General features: G+C 53.9%; 12 protein-coding genes, 1 tRNA gene and 1 pseudogene. 9 read left to right on the top strand and 5 right to left on the bottom strand.

Annotated features, from left to right (window positions below; genetic code table 11):
• Positions 1–155: 155 nt before the first annotated feature.
• Positions 156–1,067: an L-lactate dehydrogenase gene (locus tag J9880_RS01965; RefSeq protein ID WP_131692669.1), complete on the top strand. Its 912-nt coding sequence runs from the start codon at positions 156–158 to the stop codon at positions 1,065–1,067.
• 146 nt (positions 1,068–1,213) lie between these two features.
• Positions 1,214–1,290, top strand: a tRNA-Arg gene (locus J9880_RS01960).
• A gap of 2 nt (positions 1,291–1,292) precedes the next feature.
• On the opposite strand, the gene J9880_RS01955 is transcribed toward J9880_RS01960, so the two are convergent.
• The 3 genes from J9880_RS01955 to J9880_RS01945 all read right to left on the bottom strand — a co-directional run bounded on the left by J9880_RS01955 (position 1,293) and on the right by J9880_RS01945 (position 3,094).
• Positions 1,293–1,637 carry a DUF1294 domain-containing protein gene (locus tag J9880_RS01955; protein ID WP_095925057.1) on the bottom strand — a complete coding sequence of 115 codons (345 nt, stop codon included), beginning with the start codon at positions 1,635–1,637 and terminating at the stop codon, positions 1,293–1,295.
• 16 nt (positions 1,638–1,653) lie between these two features.
• The gene (locus J9880_RS01950; protein WP_232770014.1) at positions 1,654–2,283 is read right to left on the bottom strand and encodes an ECs1377 family protein; all 630 of its coding nucleotides are present in this window, start codon (positions 2,281–2,283) and stop codon (positions 1,654–1,656) included.
• Positions 2,284–2,380: 97 nt separating this feature from the next.
• The gene (locus tag J9880_RS01945; RefSeq protein ID WP_095925059.1) at positions 2,381–3,094 is read right to left on the bottom strand and encodes a DUF2461 domain-containing protein; all 714 of its coding nucleotides are present in this window, start codon (positions 3,092–3,094) and stop codon (positions 2,381–2,383) included.
• 388 nt (positions 3,095–3,482) lie between these two features.
• On the opposite strand from J9880_RS01945, the gene rfaQ reads away from it, so the two are divergent.
• Complete coding sequence (gene rfaQ, locus J9880_RS01940) at positions 3,483–4,640, top strand: putative lipopolysaccharide heptosyltransferase III (protein ID WP_232770013.1); 1,158 nt, start codon at positions 3,483–3,485, stop codon at positions 4,638–4,640.
• A gap of 80 nt (positions 4,641–4,720) precedes the next feature.
• Complete coding sequence (locus J9880_RS01935) at positions 4,721–5,860, top strand: O-antigen ligase family protein (protein WP_232770432.1); 1,140 nt, start codon at positions 4,721–4,723, stop codon at positions 5,858–5,860.
• A gap of 31 nt (positions 5,861–5,891) precedes the next feature.
• Here the strand turns inward: J9880_RS01935 and J9880_RS01930 are convergent, their stop codons facing one another.
• Positions 5,892–6,218: a hypothetical protein gene (locus J9880_RS01930; protein ID WP_095925062.1), complete on the bottom strand. Its 327-nt coding sequence runs from the start codon at positions 6,216–6,218 to the stop codon at positions 5,892–5,894.
• A gap of 395 nt (positions 6,219–6,613) precedes the next feature.
• Between J9880_RS01930 and J9880_RS01925 the strand changes: the two are divergent.
• Positions 6,614–6,772 (top strand): annotated as a pseudogene (locus J9880_RS01925) (MFS transporter); the annotation flags it as partial.
• Positions 6,773–6,849: 77 nt separating this feature from the next.
• Positions 6,850–7,395 (top strand): sugar O-acetyltransferase, encoded by a 546-nt coding sequence (locus J9880_RS01920; RefSeq protein WP_232770012.1) that lies wholly within the window; start codon positions 6,850–6,852, stop codon positions 7,393–7,395.
• Positions 7,396–7,595: 200 nt separating this feature from the next.
• Here the strand turns inward: J9880_RS01920 and J9880_RS01915 are convergent, their stop codons facing one another.
• Positions 7,596–8,495: a LysR family transcriptional regulator gene (locus tag J9880_RS01915; protein ID WP_095925296.1), complete on the bottom strand. Its 900-nt coding sequence runs from the start codon at positions 8,493–8,495 to the stop codon at positions 7,596–7,598.
• Between the two features lie 321 nt (positions 8,496–8,816).
• On the opposite strand from J9880_RS01915, the gene J9880_RS01910 reads away from it, so the two are divergent.
• From J9880_RS01910 to J9880_RS01900, 3 genes are all read left to right on the top strand, one after another.
• The gene (locus J9880_RS01910; protein WP_095925064.1) at positions 8,817–9,152 is read left to right on the top strand and encodes a helix-turn-helix domain-containing protein; all 336 of its coding nucleotides are present in this window, start codon (positions 8,817–8,819) and stop codon (positions 9,150–9,152) included.
• A 96-nt stretch (positions 9,153–9,248) separates the two neighbouring features.
• Positions 9,249–10,400: an efflux RND transporter periplasmic adaptor subunit gene (locus J9880_RS01905; protein WP_131692658.1), complete on the top strand. Its 1,152-nt coding sequence runs from the start codon at positions 9,249–9,251 to the stop codon at positions 10,398–10,400.
• 18 nt (positions 10,401–10,418) lie between these two features.
• The gene (locus J9880_RS01900; RefSeq protein ID WP_232770011.1) at positions 10,419–13,544 is read left to right on the top strand and encodes an efflux RND transporter permease subunit; all 3,126 of its coding nucleotides are present in this window, start codon (positions 10,419–10,421) and stop codon (positions 13,542–13,544) included.
• Positions 13,545–13,602 lie beyond the last annotated feature (58 nt).

Here is a 13,602-nt window from a genome sequence, read left to right as displayed (position 1 = left end):
AGGGGGATGCGCCTATTTTGTCAGAAGCCGCGCACGCTGTCAGGCGTTGAATGCGAATAACTTATGACGGGCGGGTGAGAATTTAACCTGAGACAGTGGCGAAAAAAGTGTCTATTTTAGAGATGACTCTTTTTAAATCATAAGGAAAGCGATAAATGACACGCAAAGTGGGGATCATCGGTGCCGGCCATGTGGGCGCTGACGTTGCATTCTCGTTGGTCACGCAGGGCTTGTGTGACGTGATTGTCTTGCTGGATGAAAATGAACCGAAGGCGGCCAGTCAGGCGCTGGAACTGCGCGATATGGCCTCGCTGACAGCCTCCCGGGTGCAGGTGATTGCCAATGATTACCACGAACTGCATGACGCCGATGTGCTGGTGATCGCCGTCGGCCCGAAAACCTTACTGCGCGAAGACCGTCTCGAAGAACTCGCCGAGACCCGCGCCGCCGTGCGTGAGGTCATTCCCCGCGTGGTCGCCAGCGGCTTTGGCGGCGTGATTGTTAATATCACCAACCCGTGCGATGTCATTACCCAGATTATTCAGCAGACCAGCGGCTTCCCGGATACGCAGGTGTTCGGCACCGGCACGTCGCTGGACACCGCGCGCATGAAACGTGTGGTCGGCGAGTTTTTCGGTGTCGATCCGAAAAGCGTGACCGGCTATGTGATGGGCGAGCACGGCGAATCACAGTTTGTCGCCTGGAGCACCGTGACGCTCGGCGGCCGTCCGGTTGCGGAGCTGGCGGGCGATCGTGACGTCGACTGGGCAAAAATGGACGATGCCGTACGCGGCGGTGGCTGGGAGATTTTGCAGGGGAAGGGCTGGACCAGTTTTGGTATCGCGACGGCAACAGCGCGGCTGGTGGATGCGATTTTGTCCGATGCACACAGCATTTATCCCGTGTCTGCTCTGGATGAAGAACTGAACGTCTATATCGGTCAGCCTGCCGTTATCGGCAAAAAAGGCATCGTACAGACGCTGCAACCGGAACTGACGGCTTACGAAGGTGTGGCTTATCATGCGTCTGCGCGGGTTATTGCTGCCGCGCTGAAATCCGAAAAATAGCCGATACTGATCACATAACGTTGCAAGGCAGCCCGGGAATATCTGCAAATTGTTCAGGCATTAAGCAGTGAGTTCGAAAGCCATTGACTCATCCCGGTCTGCCCGTATAATCCGAACCCGCAACGCTCCCGAAAGGGACACGCAATGCGCCCTTAGCTCAGTTGGATAGAGCAACGGCCTTCTAAGCCGTAGGTCACAGGTTCGAGCCCTGTAGGGCGTACCATTTCAAAGAAAAAAATCTCTCATCAGCCAGCTCACACCCGCCACTATCACCAGATTCACTATCACACTGATGGCGAACCAGGTTCTGAAGGGCTGTTTTTGTGTTTTATGCCGAAAAAGCTGCTGACCGGCAATCGCTCCCATCCAGCCACCGGCAACACCCAGCAGCAGCAAGGTAAATTCCGGCACCCTGCTTCTCGCTTTATATGCCGCCCGCTTGTCTATACCGTAGAACACCAGCGTCAGCAGATTGACGATCAGGAACCACATCACAAACGGATGCGGTAAGCATGCGCTGCCCGCAGCGGCTAAGGCTAACAGCAGATAAACAATATTCTTAAAATTCATCGTAGTGACAGCATATCTACACTTTCAGCCTGTACGCCGGAACCGGCCTTGTCGTCCCCGTCAGGGTGTCAAATACTTCAATCTCAGAGGTGGCGACCGGCATCCCCGTTTTTCTCAGCCGGAGGACATCTGCGGCAATACGCTGAAGCCCGAACCAGAACAGGCCGTCCAGAGGATTGACCTCCAGCCCGGCTTCCAGCGCTAACCGGAGACGATCGCGTGGTGCTTTGGTTTGTTGCGCTATCTGCCGGTAAGGGGCTTCATTGATGCCTGCTGCGTTAATGCGCCGGATACGGGTGGCAAGATGGTACTGAAATTCGTCCGGTATCCCGCCCAGATCCATTTTCAGACTGTAAACACAGCCGAAACGCTTGCCATTAAACAGGACGTTTTTCTGGCTGAGTTGCAACTCATCGCGCACACGGTCAATGAGCTGCGGTGCCCGGGTCAGCAGAAGCCGGAAAGGAAGCTCAAAGCTGGTGACGTAATCGACGTTCAGCAGCGCAATTCGCAGACGCTCCTCTGCACCCGCCTTATTCTCCTGACATTCGGCAATCACATCTTTCCATTGCTGGATAAGGCGAGGGGATTCAGTGGTTTCAGTAAAACGATATTTTTCAATCTGGTAATCAATGCGTCCGGTCACACCGAATTCCCTTCTGGTCACATTTCAGTATCGGTTGTTTACTTTACCAGCGGCAGGTCACCACCGGAAGCCTTCAAAAAAGCCTGACCGTGAGGCGTTAGAAATCCAGCTCAAGGGCAAAACACAGATAAGCCATTAACGGCGCGCAATGTCTGAACTGCTCAGCACAAAACTCAACAACATCCGACCGGCACAACTCTTCAAAGGCGATGTTTTTAATTGCGATAAAATCTTTGCGTTTTAATTCAGCTAACAGCGGATGGTTTTTATCATAGCCTCTTGGCGGACGGCTCAGGCTGTCGCCATCCATCACAAAACCGTTATCGTGCAATGTCTTCAGGGCTTTCTGATAAGCATTGGGATTCTCATCAATACAGGCGCGGATTGCGTTTAACGCTTTCGATTCCGGATGCCAGATCCCTGCGGCAATAAAACAACCGTCTTCGGCGATGTGCACATACAGGCCGGGCGCGTGAACATCTTTCCCCTGAAAATGACGAAACTGAATGCCGACATTGGTTTTGTAAGGCGTTTTATCTTTGCTGAAACGGCTGTCGCGTTGCGGGCGCATCAGGCTGCCGCCCACTTTTTTAGACACGGCAGTCAGTCTCGGGGAAATGGCAACAATCTCTGGTTGCATGTGTTCGATAAACTTCAGCGCGGGCGTTCTCAGCGTATTCTCGTATTCATCCTGATTCGCTTTAAACCAGTCACGGGTGTTGTTCCGGGCGAGCTTATTGAGAAATTGCAAACCGTCGGCGCTAAAAATTGCCCCTGCCGGAGCCGTCTTTCCAGATGTCTGAGTCGTCATTATTGATGAACCTTTATCACTGCCAATGTGGAAAATAAGGGTAATCCTGACGCCAGATCCTATTCGGTGCCTGCCGAAAAGCCAACAGATTTGGAAAACCTTTCGCAAAGCGAACTGAGGCCAGCGCGTGGATCCTCCCGCCGCTTACCGTTAAACATTCCTCTTAAATCATTCCGTTACACAAACCCATATAAAGAGTAATGGATTGATCGTTTTCACCGATCAGTCTGATCAATTCGATCTGTTTAACCAATTATCTTTTTGTTTTCTATGCCGATAAGATCGCCGCGCTTTATTAAGTGTTTACCTTATGAGATTCACATTATTTCGATGGCTGTCGGAAGGTATTGCTTTGCGCTTTTTTTGACATGACGGAATGGATACTGAAATGGACATCAGAGAAGAAATCGTGTTTTCCCCTGACTTGCCGGACCGTGACCCGCCGGCACGTATTCTGGTGATAAAACTCCGCCATTTTGGTGATGTGCTACTGATCACGCCCTTAATCAGCACATTAAAAGCGAACTATCCGCGCGCCCTGATTGATGTGCTGGTGTATGGCGGTACGGAGGTGATGCTGGCGGGAAATAAGGCGTTATACCTCACCTATACCGTTGACCGGACGCTGAAACAACAGGGGCTGAAGCAGCAATATCGCGGCGAGAGGGCGCTGCTGAACAGTTTGCGCGGACGGCATTACGATCTGATCCTCAACCTGTCAGATCAATGGCGGGCGGCATTTTACTGTTACCAGCTTCATCCCAAATTCAGCATCGGTTTTCGTTATCCCCGGCGTGACAATCTTTTATGGCGGTTTTGCCACTCGGCGCTGGTGGATACCGCCCGGCACGCTTCGCAACATACCGTCATGAATAACCTGAGCATTTTGCAGCCGCTGGCATTACGCGACAAGGTCACGGATGTCACGATGGCCTGCCGGCAGAGAGACGTTGATCATCTGGCGCGGTTGTGCGGGAAAACACCGCTTACCGACTATATCGTGATCCAGCCGTCTGCACGCTGGGCATTCAAAAACTGGTCGATGGCTTCATACAGCAAACTGATTGATCACCTGATGCAGCGTGGCGAAAAGGTGGTGATCACCGGTGGCCCTTCCGCCGGAGAACGCGACACTGTCCGGCAGATCCTTGATGGCTGTCTTTATCCGCAGGACATTATCAATCTGGCCGGAAAACTGGACATGCCTGAACTGGCGGTACTGATTGACCGCGCCAAATTGTTTATCGGCGTGGACTCCGCGCCGATGCATATGGCCGCCGCACTGCAAACACCTTCTGTTGTCCTGTTTGGCCCCAGCAATCTCAGACAATGGCATCCCTGGCAGGCACCTCACACGCTGATCTGGGCAGGCAATTATCGTCCGCTGCCGTCGCCGGAGGACATTGATACCGGTACGGCGGAGCGATACCTCGATGCCATTCCGGTGGCGGATGTGATTACCGCGGTTTCCCGCCGTCTGGCATTGCTCAACGCACCGGTGATCCGCCCGGCAACATCACAAAATTGTTTACCTGAAATGAGTTGATCATGATCCCACCCGTTCCTGCTGTTGCATCTTCCACTGCCCGTCGTCATCTTATCCGACCGGATAACGCGGCGGCTTTTATGCTGGGCGTGTCGTTGCCGGTCTCCAATGCCCTGATGCATCTTGCGCTGGGGAGCATTTTGTTATGTGTTCTCTGGCAGCGTGACGGGAAAAATCTGCGCAGACTCATCCGGCATCCGCTGGTGTGGTTGCCTGCGCTGATGTTCACTCTGCTGGCCTGTTCTGTTTTTCTGCAACCGCAGGATTACGGCGCGGAGATGGTGGAGAAGTACAAAAAGCTGTTGTATGTCCTGCCGCTGGCGCTGTTTTTCCTTAACGTCCCGGCGGCGTTTAACCGGTTTGTCAGCGGATTTTTACTGGCAAACGGCGTGATATTGCTGCTCAGTCTGGCGGCCGGTCTTCTTCCCCTGTCGTTCGGGCACATCAGTCCGCTGAACCCGACGGTTTTTAAACTGCACATCACGCAGAATTTCTTTATGGCGCTGGCGGCGCTGCTGTGGCTGTCGAGGGCCTTTGCCCATCGGGGGATCAGACGACCGGGCTATGCTGTGTTGGTCGTGCTGGCCAGTTATGACGTGCTGTTTCTGGTATTAGGCCGCACCGGTTATGTCGCGCTGGTCGTCGGCACCGGCGTCTGGCTGTGGCTGTCTTCGGGATGGCGTCAGCGTCTGGCCGTGATGGCATGCGGGGTGTGTGTGATTTGCGTGGTGTTGCTGATTCCCAACCGTGCGGCGGAACGCGTGGTGCTCGGCGTGGCAGAAATACACCATTGTCTGTCGCTGACCGGTGGCGATGCTTACGACGCCTGCAAAACATCGATGGGGCAACGCACGGCGTTTGTCCAGAAATCGCTGCGGCTGATAAAACACTCGCCGTGGTTCGGGAACGGCGCGGGCAGTTTCTGGTACGGCAATCCGGATACCGGTTATCAGGTTAATAATCCGCATAATCAGTATCTGCTGGAAGCCGTACAGTCCGGCCTGACGGGGCTGGCATTGTTTCTTGTCTGGATGGCGTATTGCTACCGCGAAGCCTGGCGGCAGCCGGTCGCCATCCGCAACCTGATGATCGCGGTACTCACTGCCTATATGGCCTGCCACTTATTCAACGCCTTCCTGCTCGATTCAGCGGAAGGCCATTTGTTTATGGTGATGGCGGCGGTGCTGGCGGGGAAGGGCATGAAGCGAAGGCAGGAATAGCCTGTTCCTGCCTTCATGCTGACCGTGACGCTTACAGGGTGAAAACAGACGGTGCTCTGCCTTTTGCCAGCCCGTCATTCGCCCGTTCACTCAGCTCAAACAGCACCGGCACTAAATGCGCGGTCGCCTTGAGATAGGCGCTGATCTGCGGGATACCTTCCGGCGGGACGATCTCGCCATTCTCCAGCCCTTCGCTCAGGCAAAGCAGACCATGACACAATCCTTCGGCAGAGTCTGAGGCCAGCGCGCTGAGATCGTAAAGCTGGGCATCTTCAAAGTGACTGAATTCCAGCTCTGCGATTAGTGAGCGGAAGACGGTAATTGAGTTTTCTGTTAATGCAGTTTCGGTGTTCGTCATTTTAAAAGCTCCTAGATGATTAAATGACTGCAACACAAGACGCTAAACTTGGGTGGCAGCTCAGACGGGGTTAGCGTACCGGACACACTAGGAAAACCGGTGCTTCTTTCGAAGCCCCCACCTGAGCCACCATTATTTAGAGTGAATCAAAGTGCGCGGCATTATTACACAATGTCGCCTAGTTATGTCTTTCGGAACGCTAATTCCGGCTGCGGATTTTGCCGCAGCGGGGAGACTTTATTCCTGCCGCCGGAACAAAGAAACAGGCTGGATGCATTTACAGGGAGTTGTATTCAGATGTGGAAGACGTCTCGCAAAGAGCAGTATAAAAGCAATCGATGTGGCAAAAATGGCGGAGTATCCGCTGAAAAATACCAGGGTCATTTGCGGCGATGATGAGCGCCGCGCCGGTGGTGTGGATCCTATGTTCTGAAATCCAGCCGTTACAACGTCGCGATTTTGATATCACCTGCTCGACCACCACCAACGGGATCTTTACTATGATGATCGGCGCAACTTTTCTGACGTTGATGGACAATATCGGCGCGGCAGGGAAGAAGCTGCGCGATATCGGGCAGTAAGTGCGGAAAAATGGTTATCCGCAAAGCAAACAATCATCAGGGAGCGGTATATGCGTGAGCTAACGAAAATGACCAGCGGGCTGGATTATCAGATCAATGATGAGGAATTACGTGAAATTCGTTATCAGACCCGCGATAAAGTGGATGCGTTTAATGCGCTGAGCGCACGACAAACCGCAGAAAAGGACGCACTGATCAGAAAAATATTTGGTCAGGTGGGCAGTAATGTGCATTTTGAAAAAGGCATGCGCATTGATTACGGTATCAATACCGTGCTCGGAAATAATGTCTTTATTAATTTTAACTTTGTCTTACTCGATTGCGCGCCGGTCACCATAGGCAATAACGTTTTTATTGGCCCGGATGTGCAAATTTATACGGCGCAACATCCGCTGGATATTGAGATACGTCGTGAACATATCGGCAGCGCGCGGCCGGTGACTGTCGGTAACGATGTCTGGATCGGCGGAGGGTGTATCATTCTGCCGGGCGTCACTCTGGGTGATGGCTGTACTGTCGGGGCGGGCAGCGTGGTCACGCGATCCGTTCCGGCGGGGGCGGTGGCCTGCGGCAATCCCTGTCGCGTCATTCGTTAAAGAAATTCCTAATCAAAAAATATTCATGCTTTGAGAAACAAGACATAAAAAAGCCCGCTCCAGGCGGGCTGCAAATGCAAAAAGTACAATATTTCTTAAAGTGCGCACAGCATGAAACACAATGTAATCTAAATCAATTAATTATCTTCCTGAAATAAGTATCAGCACACTTTTTGGGGGTTTTGATCAAATAGTGATCGTTATGACGGTTCTTTATATCGCAGCGCATCCAGCAATAAAGCAAACGCGGTGGTGTGTTGTTTGCGGCTGGGATAATACAAATAATAGCCGGGGAAAGGTTCACACCAGTCCTGCAATACCCGTATTAACTTTCCGCTGGCGATGTCCGATGCCACGGAATCTTCCGGCACATACGCCAGACCGAAGCCGTTAACCGCCGCATCAATTCTCTGCCGCAGGCTGTTAAAAGTTAACTGTCCGTCGACGCGTACTTTTAATTCCCGTCCATCCTGACCAAATTCCCACGCATAAATCCCGCCCATGGTCGGCAGACGCATATTGATGCAGCGGTGGCTTTGTAATTCCTGCGGCGTTAAGGGAATACCTTCCCTGGCGAAATACGCGGGGGAACCGATCACCGCCATGCTCATTTCAGGCCCGATACGCAGGGCGATCATGTCTTTGGCGACCTGTTCCCCGAGACGAATTCCGGCGTCGAAGCGGCCTGTCACAATATCTGTCAGCGCATTATCCAGAATGATTTCGATATTAATATCGCTGTATTCGGCGAGGAATTTTTTTAATACCGGCCACAGGATGGAATCCACCGCGTGTTCGCCGGCGGTAATGCGGATATTCCCTGCCGGGCGTTCGCGCATCTCGCTTAACGCCTCCAGTTCAGATTCTATTTCTGCAAAGCGCGGGCCGAGGCTGGCGACCATTTTTTCACCGGCTTCCGTCGGGGCAACGCTGCGGGTGGTGCGGGTCAGCAACCGCAGCTCCAGCCGTTCTTCCAGACCCCGGATTGAATGACTGAGTGCCGATTGTGAAACCCCCAGTTTTGCCGCCGCTTTGGTAAAACTGCGCTCCCTCGCCACGACGAGGAAAGAAATTAAATCGTTGAAATTCTCTTTTAACATGCCGGTTCCGATTGTCATTACCCATTACTGAGCGGATTATAATCAGTTCATCTTTCGTAAGCGACGCCTATTGATGCCGGATTAGTGAATGAGATTCATAACGGCAATCATAATTTAGCGTCTTATTACCGCGTATTCCGGATGCTATTATCGCCCCATAAGAGTGATGACTATCCCGGTCACATTTAATCTTATCCACGCCTCTGTCACTGCTGTCATTTTCAGTTTCCGATTGAAATCAGCTGCCGTTTGAAAACAAACCACGTGTGATCCCGTGTCGAATCGCGCACTCATTACGCTATTTTTAAGAGGACGCTTGTGATGCATAAAGACGTTATTGACTCCCTGATCGGGTGGATAGATGAACATATTGATAAGCCGTTGAAAATCAGCGATGTTGCTGAAAAATCAGGCTATTCAAAATGGCATTTACAAAGAATGTTTCAGCAGGTCATCGGTGAAACGCTGGGCAATTATATTCGCGACAGAAAACTCGAATTAGCGGCGAATGAACTTCTCCACACAAAAAATGCGGTAATTGATATTTCCTTTAAGTACGGGTACGACTCGCAACAATCTTTTTCCCGCACCTTTTCGCGCAAATACCATTTGCCGCCGCAGGCATATCGCAGAATGCATCAGTCACAACCTGCGTAATGATTAATTACTGACGTACTTTTTGATTTTGTTTTTATTTAACGCAAATTCACTGATTGAGTGAATAACCAGATGGGAATATTGAGGTGGGAAACCATGAATAATTTGGGGCGCATCAGGCCTTTGGCAGTGCTTTGTCTTTTATCCGGGAGTGTAGTGTTTGCCGGCTGTGACAGCGGTAAAAACGCCGCGTCGGGCCAGCCTGCATTACCTGACGTCAATGTCGTGAAACTCAGCACCGCACCGCTGAATATGACCTCCGAATTGCCGGGCAGAACCTCGGCGCTGCGGGTGGCAGAAGTGCGCCCGCAGGTCTCCGGCATCATACAAAAACGTCTTTTCACCGAAGGCAGCGATGTGACTGCCGGACAGGCGTTGTACCAGATTGATCCCGCGCCCTATCAGGCGACGCTGGATAACGCGCTGGGCGCACTGGCACAGGCTGAAGCCAGTGCGCGCATCGCCGTCACCACGGTGAACCGTTACCGTCCGCTGACCGGCACGCATTACATCAGTCAGCAGGATTTCGATCAGGCGCAGGCCACGGCGCAACAGGCGCAGGCGGCAATGGTTGCCGCAAAAGCGGCGGTGAAATCCGCGCGTATCAATCTGGGTTATACCCGTGTGACGTCACCGATTTCCGGGCGTATTGGCCGCTCCTCCGTCACCGAAGGCGCGCTGGTGCAAAACGCCCAAACCACGGCGCTGGCGACGGTTCAGCAGCTCGATACCTTGTATGTCGATGTCACGCAGTCGGGGGATGAATTCCTGCGTCTGCGTCAGGAAATGTCCGGCGGCCAGCTGCGTCAGGTGGAAGGCAAAGCTGAAGTTACCGTGCTGCTCTCTGACGGCAGCGCGTATGCGCCGAAAGGTTCGCTGGAATTCTCCGACGTGACGGTGGACGAAACCACCGGCTCCATCACCTTGCGCGCGCTGATCCCGAACCCTCAGTACCGGTTATTGCCGGGAATGTTCGTGCGTGCGCGGCTTGAAGAGGGCGTTGCTCCGTCGGCGTTACTGGTGCCGCAGGTGGCGATTACCCGCAACCCGCGGGGAGATGCGACGGCGCTGGTGGTTGGCACGGATAACAAAGTGGCACTGAAAAATGTCATCACAGGCAAAGCCTTTGGCGATCAGTGGCAGGTGCTGTCAGGACTGGCAGCGGGCGAGCGCGTGGTGGTGTCCGGCGTACAAAAAGTCAAACCGGGTGATGTTGTTTCTGCCCACGAACAGCCAGCCAGGTCTTAATCAGGGAACGCGGAAATCATGTCTAAATTCTTTATCGATCGGCCTATTTTTGCCTGGGTGATCGCCATTATCGTCATGCTGGCAGGGGCGATCTCAATCATTAATCTGCCTGTCGAACAGTATCCCAGCGTAGCGCCACCGGCGATCCAGATCCGCGCACAATATCCGGGCGCGGATGCCACCACGTTGCAGAACTCCGTGACGCAGGTGATTGAGCAAAACATGAATGGCCTCGACGGGCTGATGTACATGTCCTCAACCAGCGATTCGTCGGGCACGCTGCAACTGACGCTGTCCTTCAAAACCGGCACCGACGCGGATATCGCGCAGGTTCAGGTGCAGAACAAACTGCAACTGGCGACGCCGTTATTGCCGTCGGAAGTGCAGCAACAGGGGATCACCGTCCGTAAATCGTCCAGCACCTTTATGATGGTGGTCGGTTTTGTGAACAGTAATCACACCATGACCCAGCAGGATATTTCGGACTACGTCGGTTCGAATATTAAAGATCCGATCAGCCGTATCGACGGCGTGGGGGATACGCAGATCTTCGGTTCGCAATACGCCATGCGTATCTGGCTGGATCCGGCCAGACTGAATAATTATCAGCTGACGCCGGTGGATGTGATCAGCGAGCTGAACACCCAGAATGCGCAGGTTGCCGCCGGACAAATCGGCGGTGCGCCACCGGTGCCGGGACAGCAACTGAATGCCTCGCTCATCGCGCAAACGCGGCTGATCTCACCGGAAGAATTTGGCGACATTTTGCTGAAGGTGAATGCCGACGGTTCGCAGGTGCGGCTGCGCGATGTTGCCCGCATTGAGCGCGGTGGGGAAGATTATCAGTTCGTGGTGAAAATTAACGGGCAACCGGCGTCGGCACTGGGGATCCAGCTCGCGACCGGAGCCAATGCGCTGGATACGGCGGCGGCGGTGCGCGCCGAACTGGAACAACTGCGGCCGTTCTTCCCGGACGGTTTGCAGGTGGTCTATCCCTACGACACCACGCCGTTTATCAAAATCTCGATTAATGAGGTGGTGAAAACGCTGTTCGAAGCCATTGTGCTGGTGTTTCTGGTGATGTTCCTGTTCCTGCAAAACGTCAGGGCGACGCTGATCCCGACCATTGCCGTGCCGGTGGTGTTACTGGGGACGTTTGGCATTCTCGCCGCCTGCGGTTTTACCATCAACACGCTGACGATGTTCGGCATGGTGCTCGCCATCGGGCTGCTGGTGGATGATGCGATCGTGGTGGTGGAAAACGTTGAGCGCGTGATGGCCGAAGAGGGTCTGTCGCCCAAAGCGGCGACACGAAAATCGATGGCGCAAATTCAGGGCGCGCTGGTGGGTATCGCGCTGGTGCTGTCGGCGGTTTTTGTGCCGATGGCCTTTTTCGGCGGCACCACCGGCGTGATTTATCGTCAGTTCTCGATAACGATTGTGTCTGCGATGGCCTTGTCGGTGCTGGTGGCATTAATCCTGACGCCCGCATTGTGCGTCACGTTGCTTAAACCGGTGGCGCAGGGCAGCCACGGGAAAACCACCGGTTTCTTTGGCTGGTTCAACCGTAAGTTTGAGCAGAGTACGCAGCATTACACGTCCTCGGTCGGGCGGATTTTGCAAAGTACCGGGCGTTACATCGTCATTTATCTGCTGATTGTGGCAGGCATGGTGGTGATGTTTATGCGCCTGCCGACCTCGTTTTTACCTGATGAAGATCAGGGCGTGCTGGCGACGCAGGCCATTTTACCGGCGGGTGCCACGCAGGAGCGGACGCAGAAAGTGCTCGATTCCATCACTGCACACTATATGAATGACGAAAAACGTAATGTCGCGAATGTCCTCACCGTTAACGGTTTCGGGTTTGCCGGACGCGGGCAAAACGTCGGTATCGCCTTTATCGGCCTGAAAGACTGGCGCGAGCGTGCCGGTGACGCCAACAACGTGACGGCGATCGTTCAGCGTGCCAACGCGGCGTTTTCAAAAATCCTCGACGGCACCGTCGTGGCGTTCAACCTGCCGCCGATTATCGCGCTGGGCAATGCCACCGGTTTCGATTTTGAACTGATCGACCGTGGCAATCTGGGGCATCAGAAACTGCTTGAGGCGCGTAATCAGTTGCTGGCGCTGGCAGCGCAGCATCCGGATGTGCTGATGGCGGTAAGGCCAAACGGCATGGAAGATATGCCGCAATACAAAGTGACAATTGATCAGGAAAAAGCCAGGGCGCTGGGGTTATCGCTGTCGGATATCAACACCACCTTGTCGGCGGCCTGGGGCGGCAGTTACGTGAACGACTTCGTCGATAATGGCCGCGTGAAAAAAGTGTATGTCATGAGTGATGCGCCTTACCGCATGATGCCGGACGATCTCAATAACTGGTTTGTGCGCGCGACTAACGGGAAAATGGTGCCGTTTGCCAGCTTCTCGACGGCGAAATGGGTGTATGGTTCGCCGCGTCTGGAACGCTATAACGGACTGTCTTCACTGGAGATCCTCGGGCAGCCTGCGCCGGGTAAAAGCTCCGGCGAAGCCATGGCGCTGATGGAACAACTGGCCGGGAAACTGCCTGCGGGGATGGGTCATGACTGGACCGGCATGTCGTATCAGGAACGCATGAGCGGTGAACAGGCACCGGCGCTGTATGCCATCTCGCTGGTTGTGGTGTTCCTGTGTCTGGCGGCACTGTATGAAAGCTGGTCGGTCCCGTTCTCGGTGATGCTGGTAGTTCCGCTTGGCGTGGTCGGCGCGTTGCTGGCGACCAGCCTGCGCGGGCTGAATAACGATGTGTATTTCGTGGTCGGCCTGCTGACCACCATCGGGCTGGCGGCGAAAAACGCCATTCTGATCGTGGAATTCGCCAATGATCTGATGCTGAAAGAAGGCAAACCGCTGCTGGAAGCCACGCTTGACGCGGTGCGGATGCGGTTGCGGCCGATCCTGATGACGTCGCTGGCGTTTATCCTCGGGGTCCTGCCGCTGGCGATCAGCAACGGCGCGGGTTCCGGTGCACAAAACGCGGTCGGAACCGGCGTGATGGGCGGGATGATTTCCGCCACGTTACTGGCCATCTTCTTTGTGCCGGTGTTCTTCGTGGTGGTGCGCCGGCGTTTCGCCGGGACGCCCGGCCAGAGCGAAGAGTAAGGGCGGAAGGGGCTATTAATGAGTTTAATTCATAGCTCCTTGCGTATTCAGCTATATA

It is taken from the genome of Rahnella victoriana (assembly GCF_021276285.1).
Lineage (GTDB): Bacteria > Pseudomonadota > Gammaproteobacteria > Enterobacterales > Enterobacteriaceae > Rahnella > Rahnella victoriana.
This window is presented reverse-complemented; position numbering and strand designations above follow the sequence as displayed.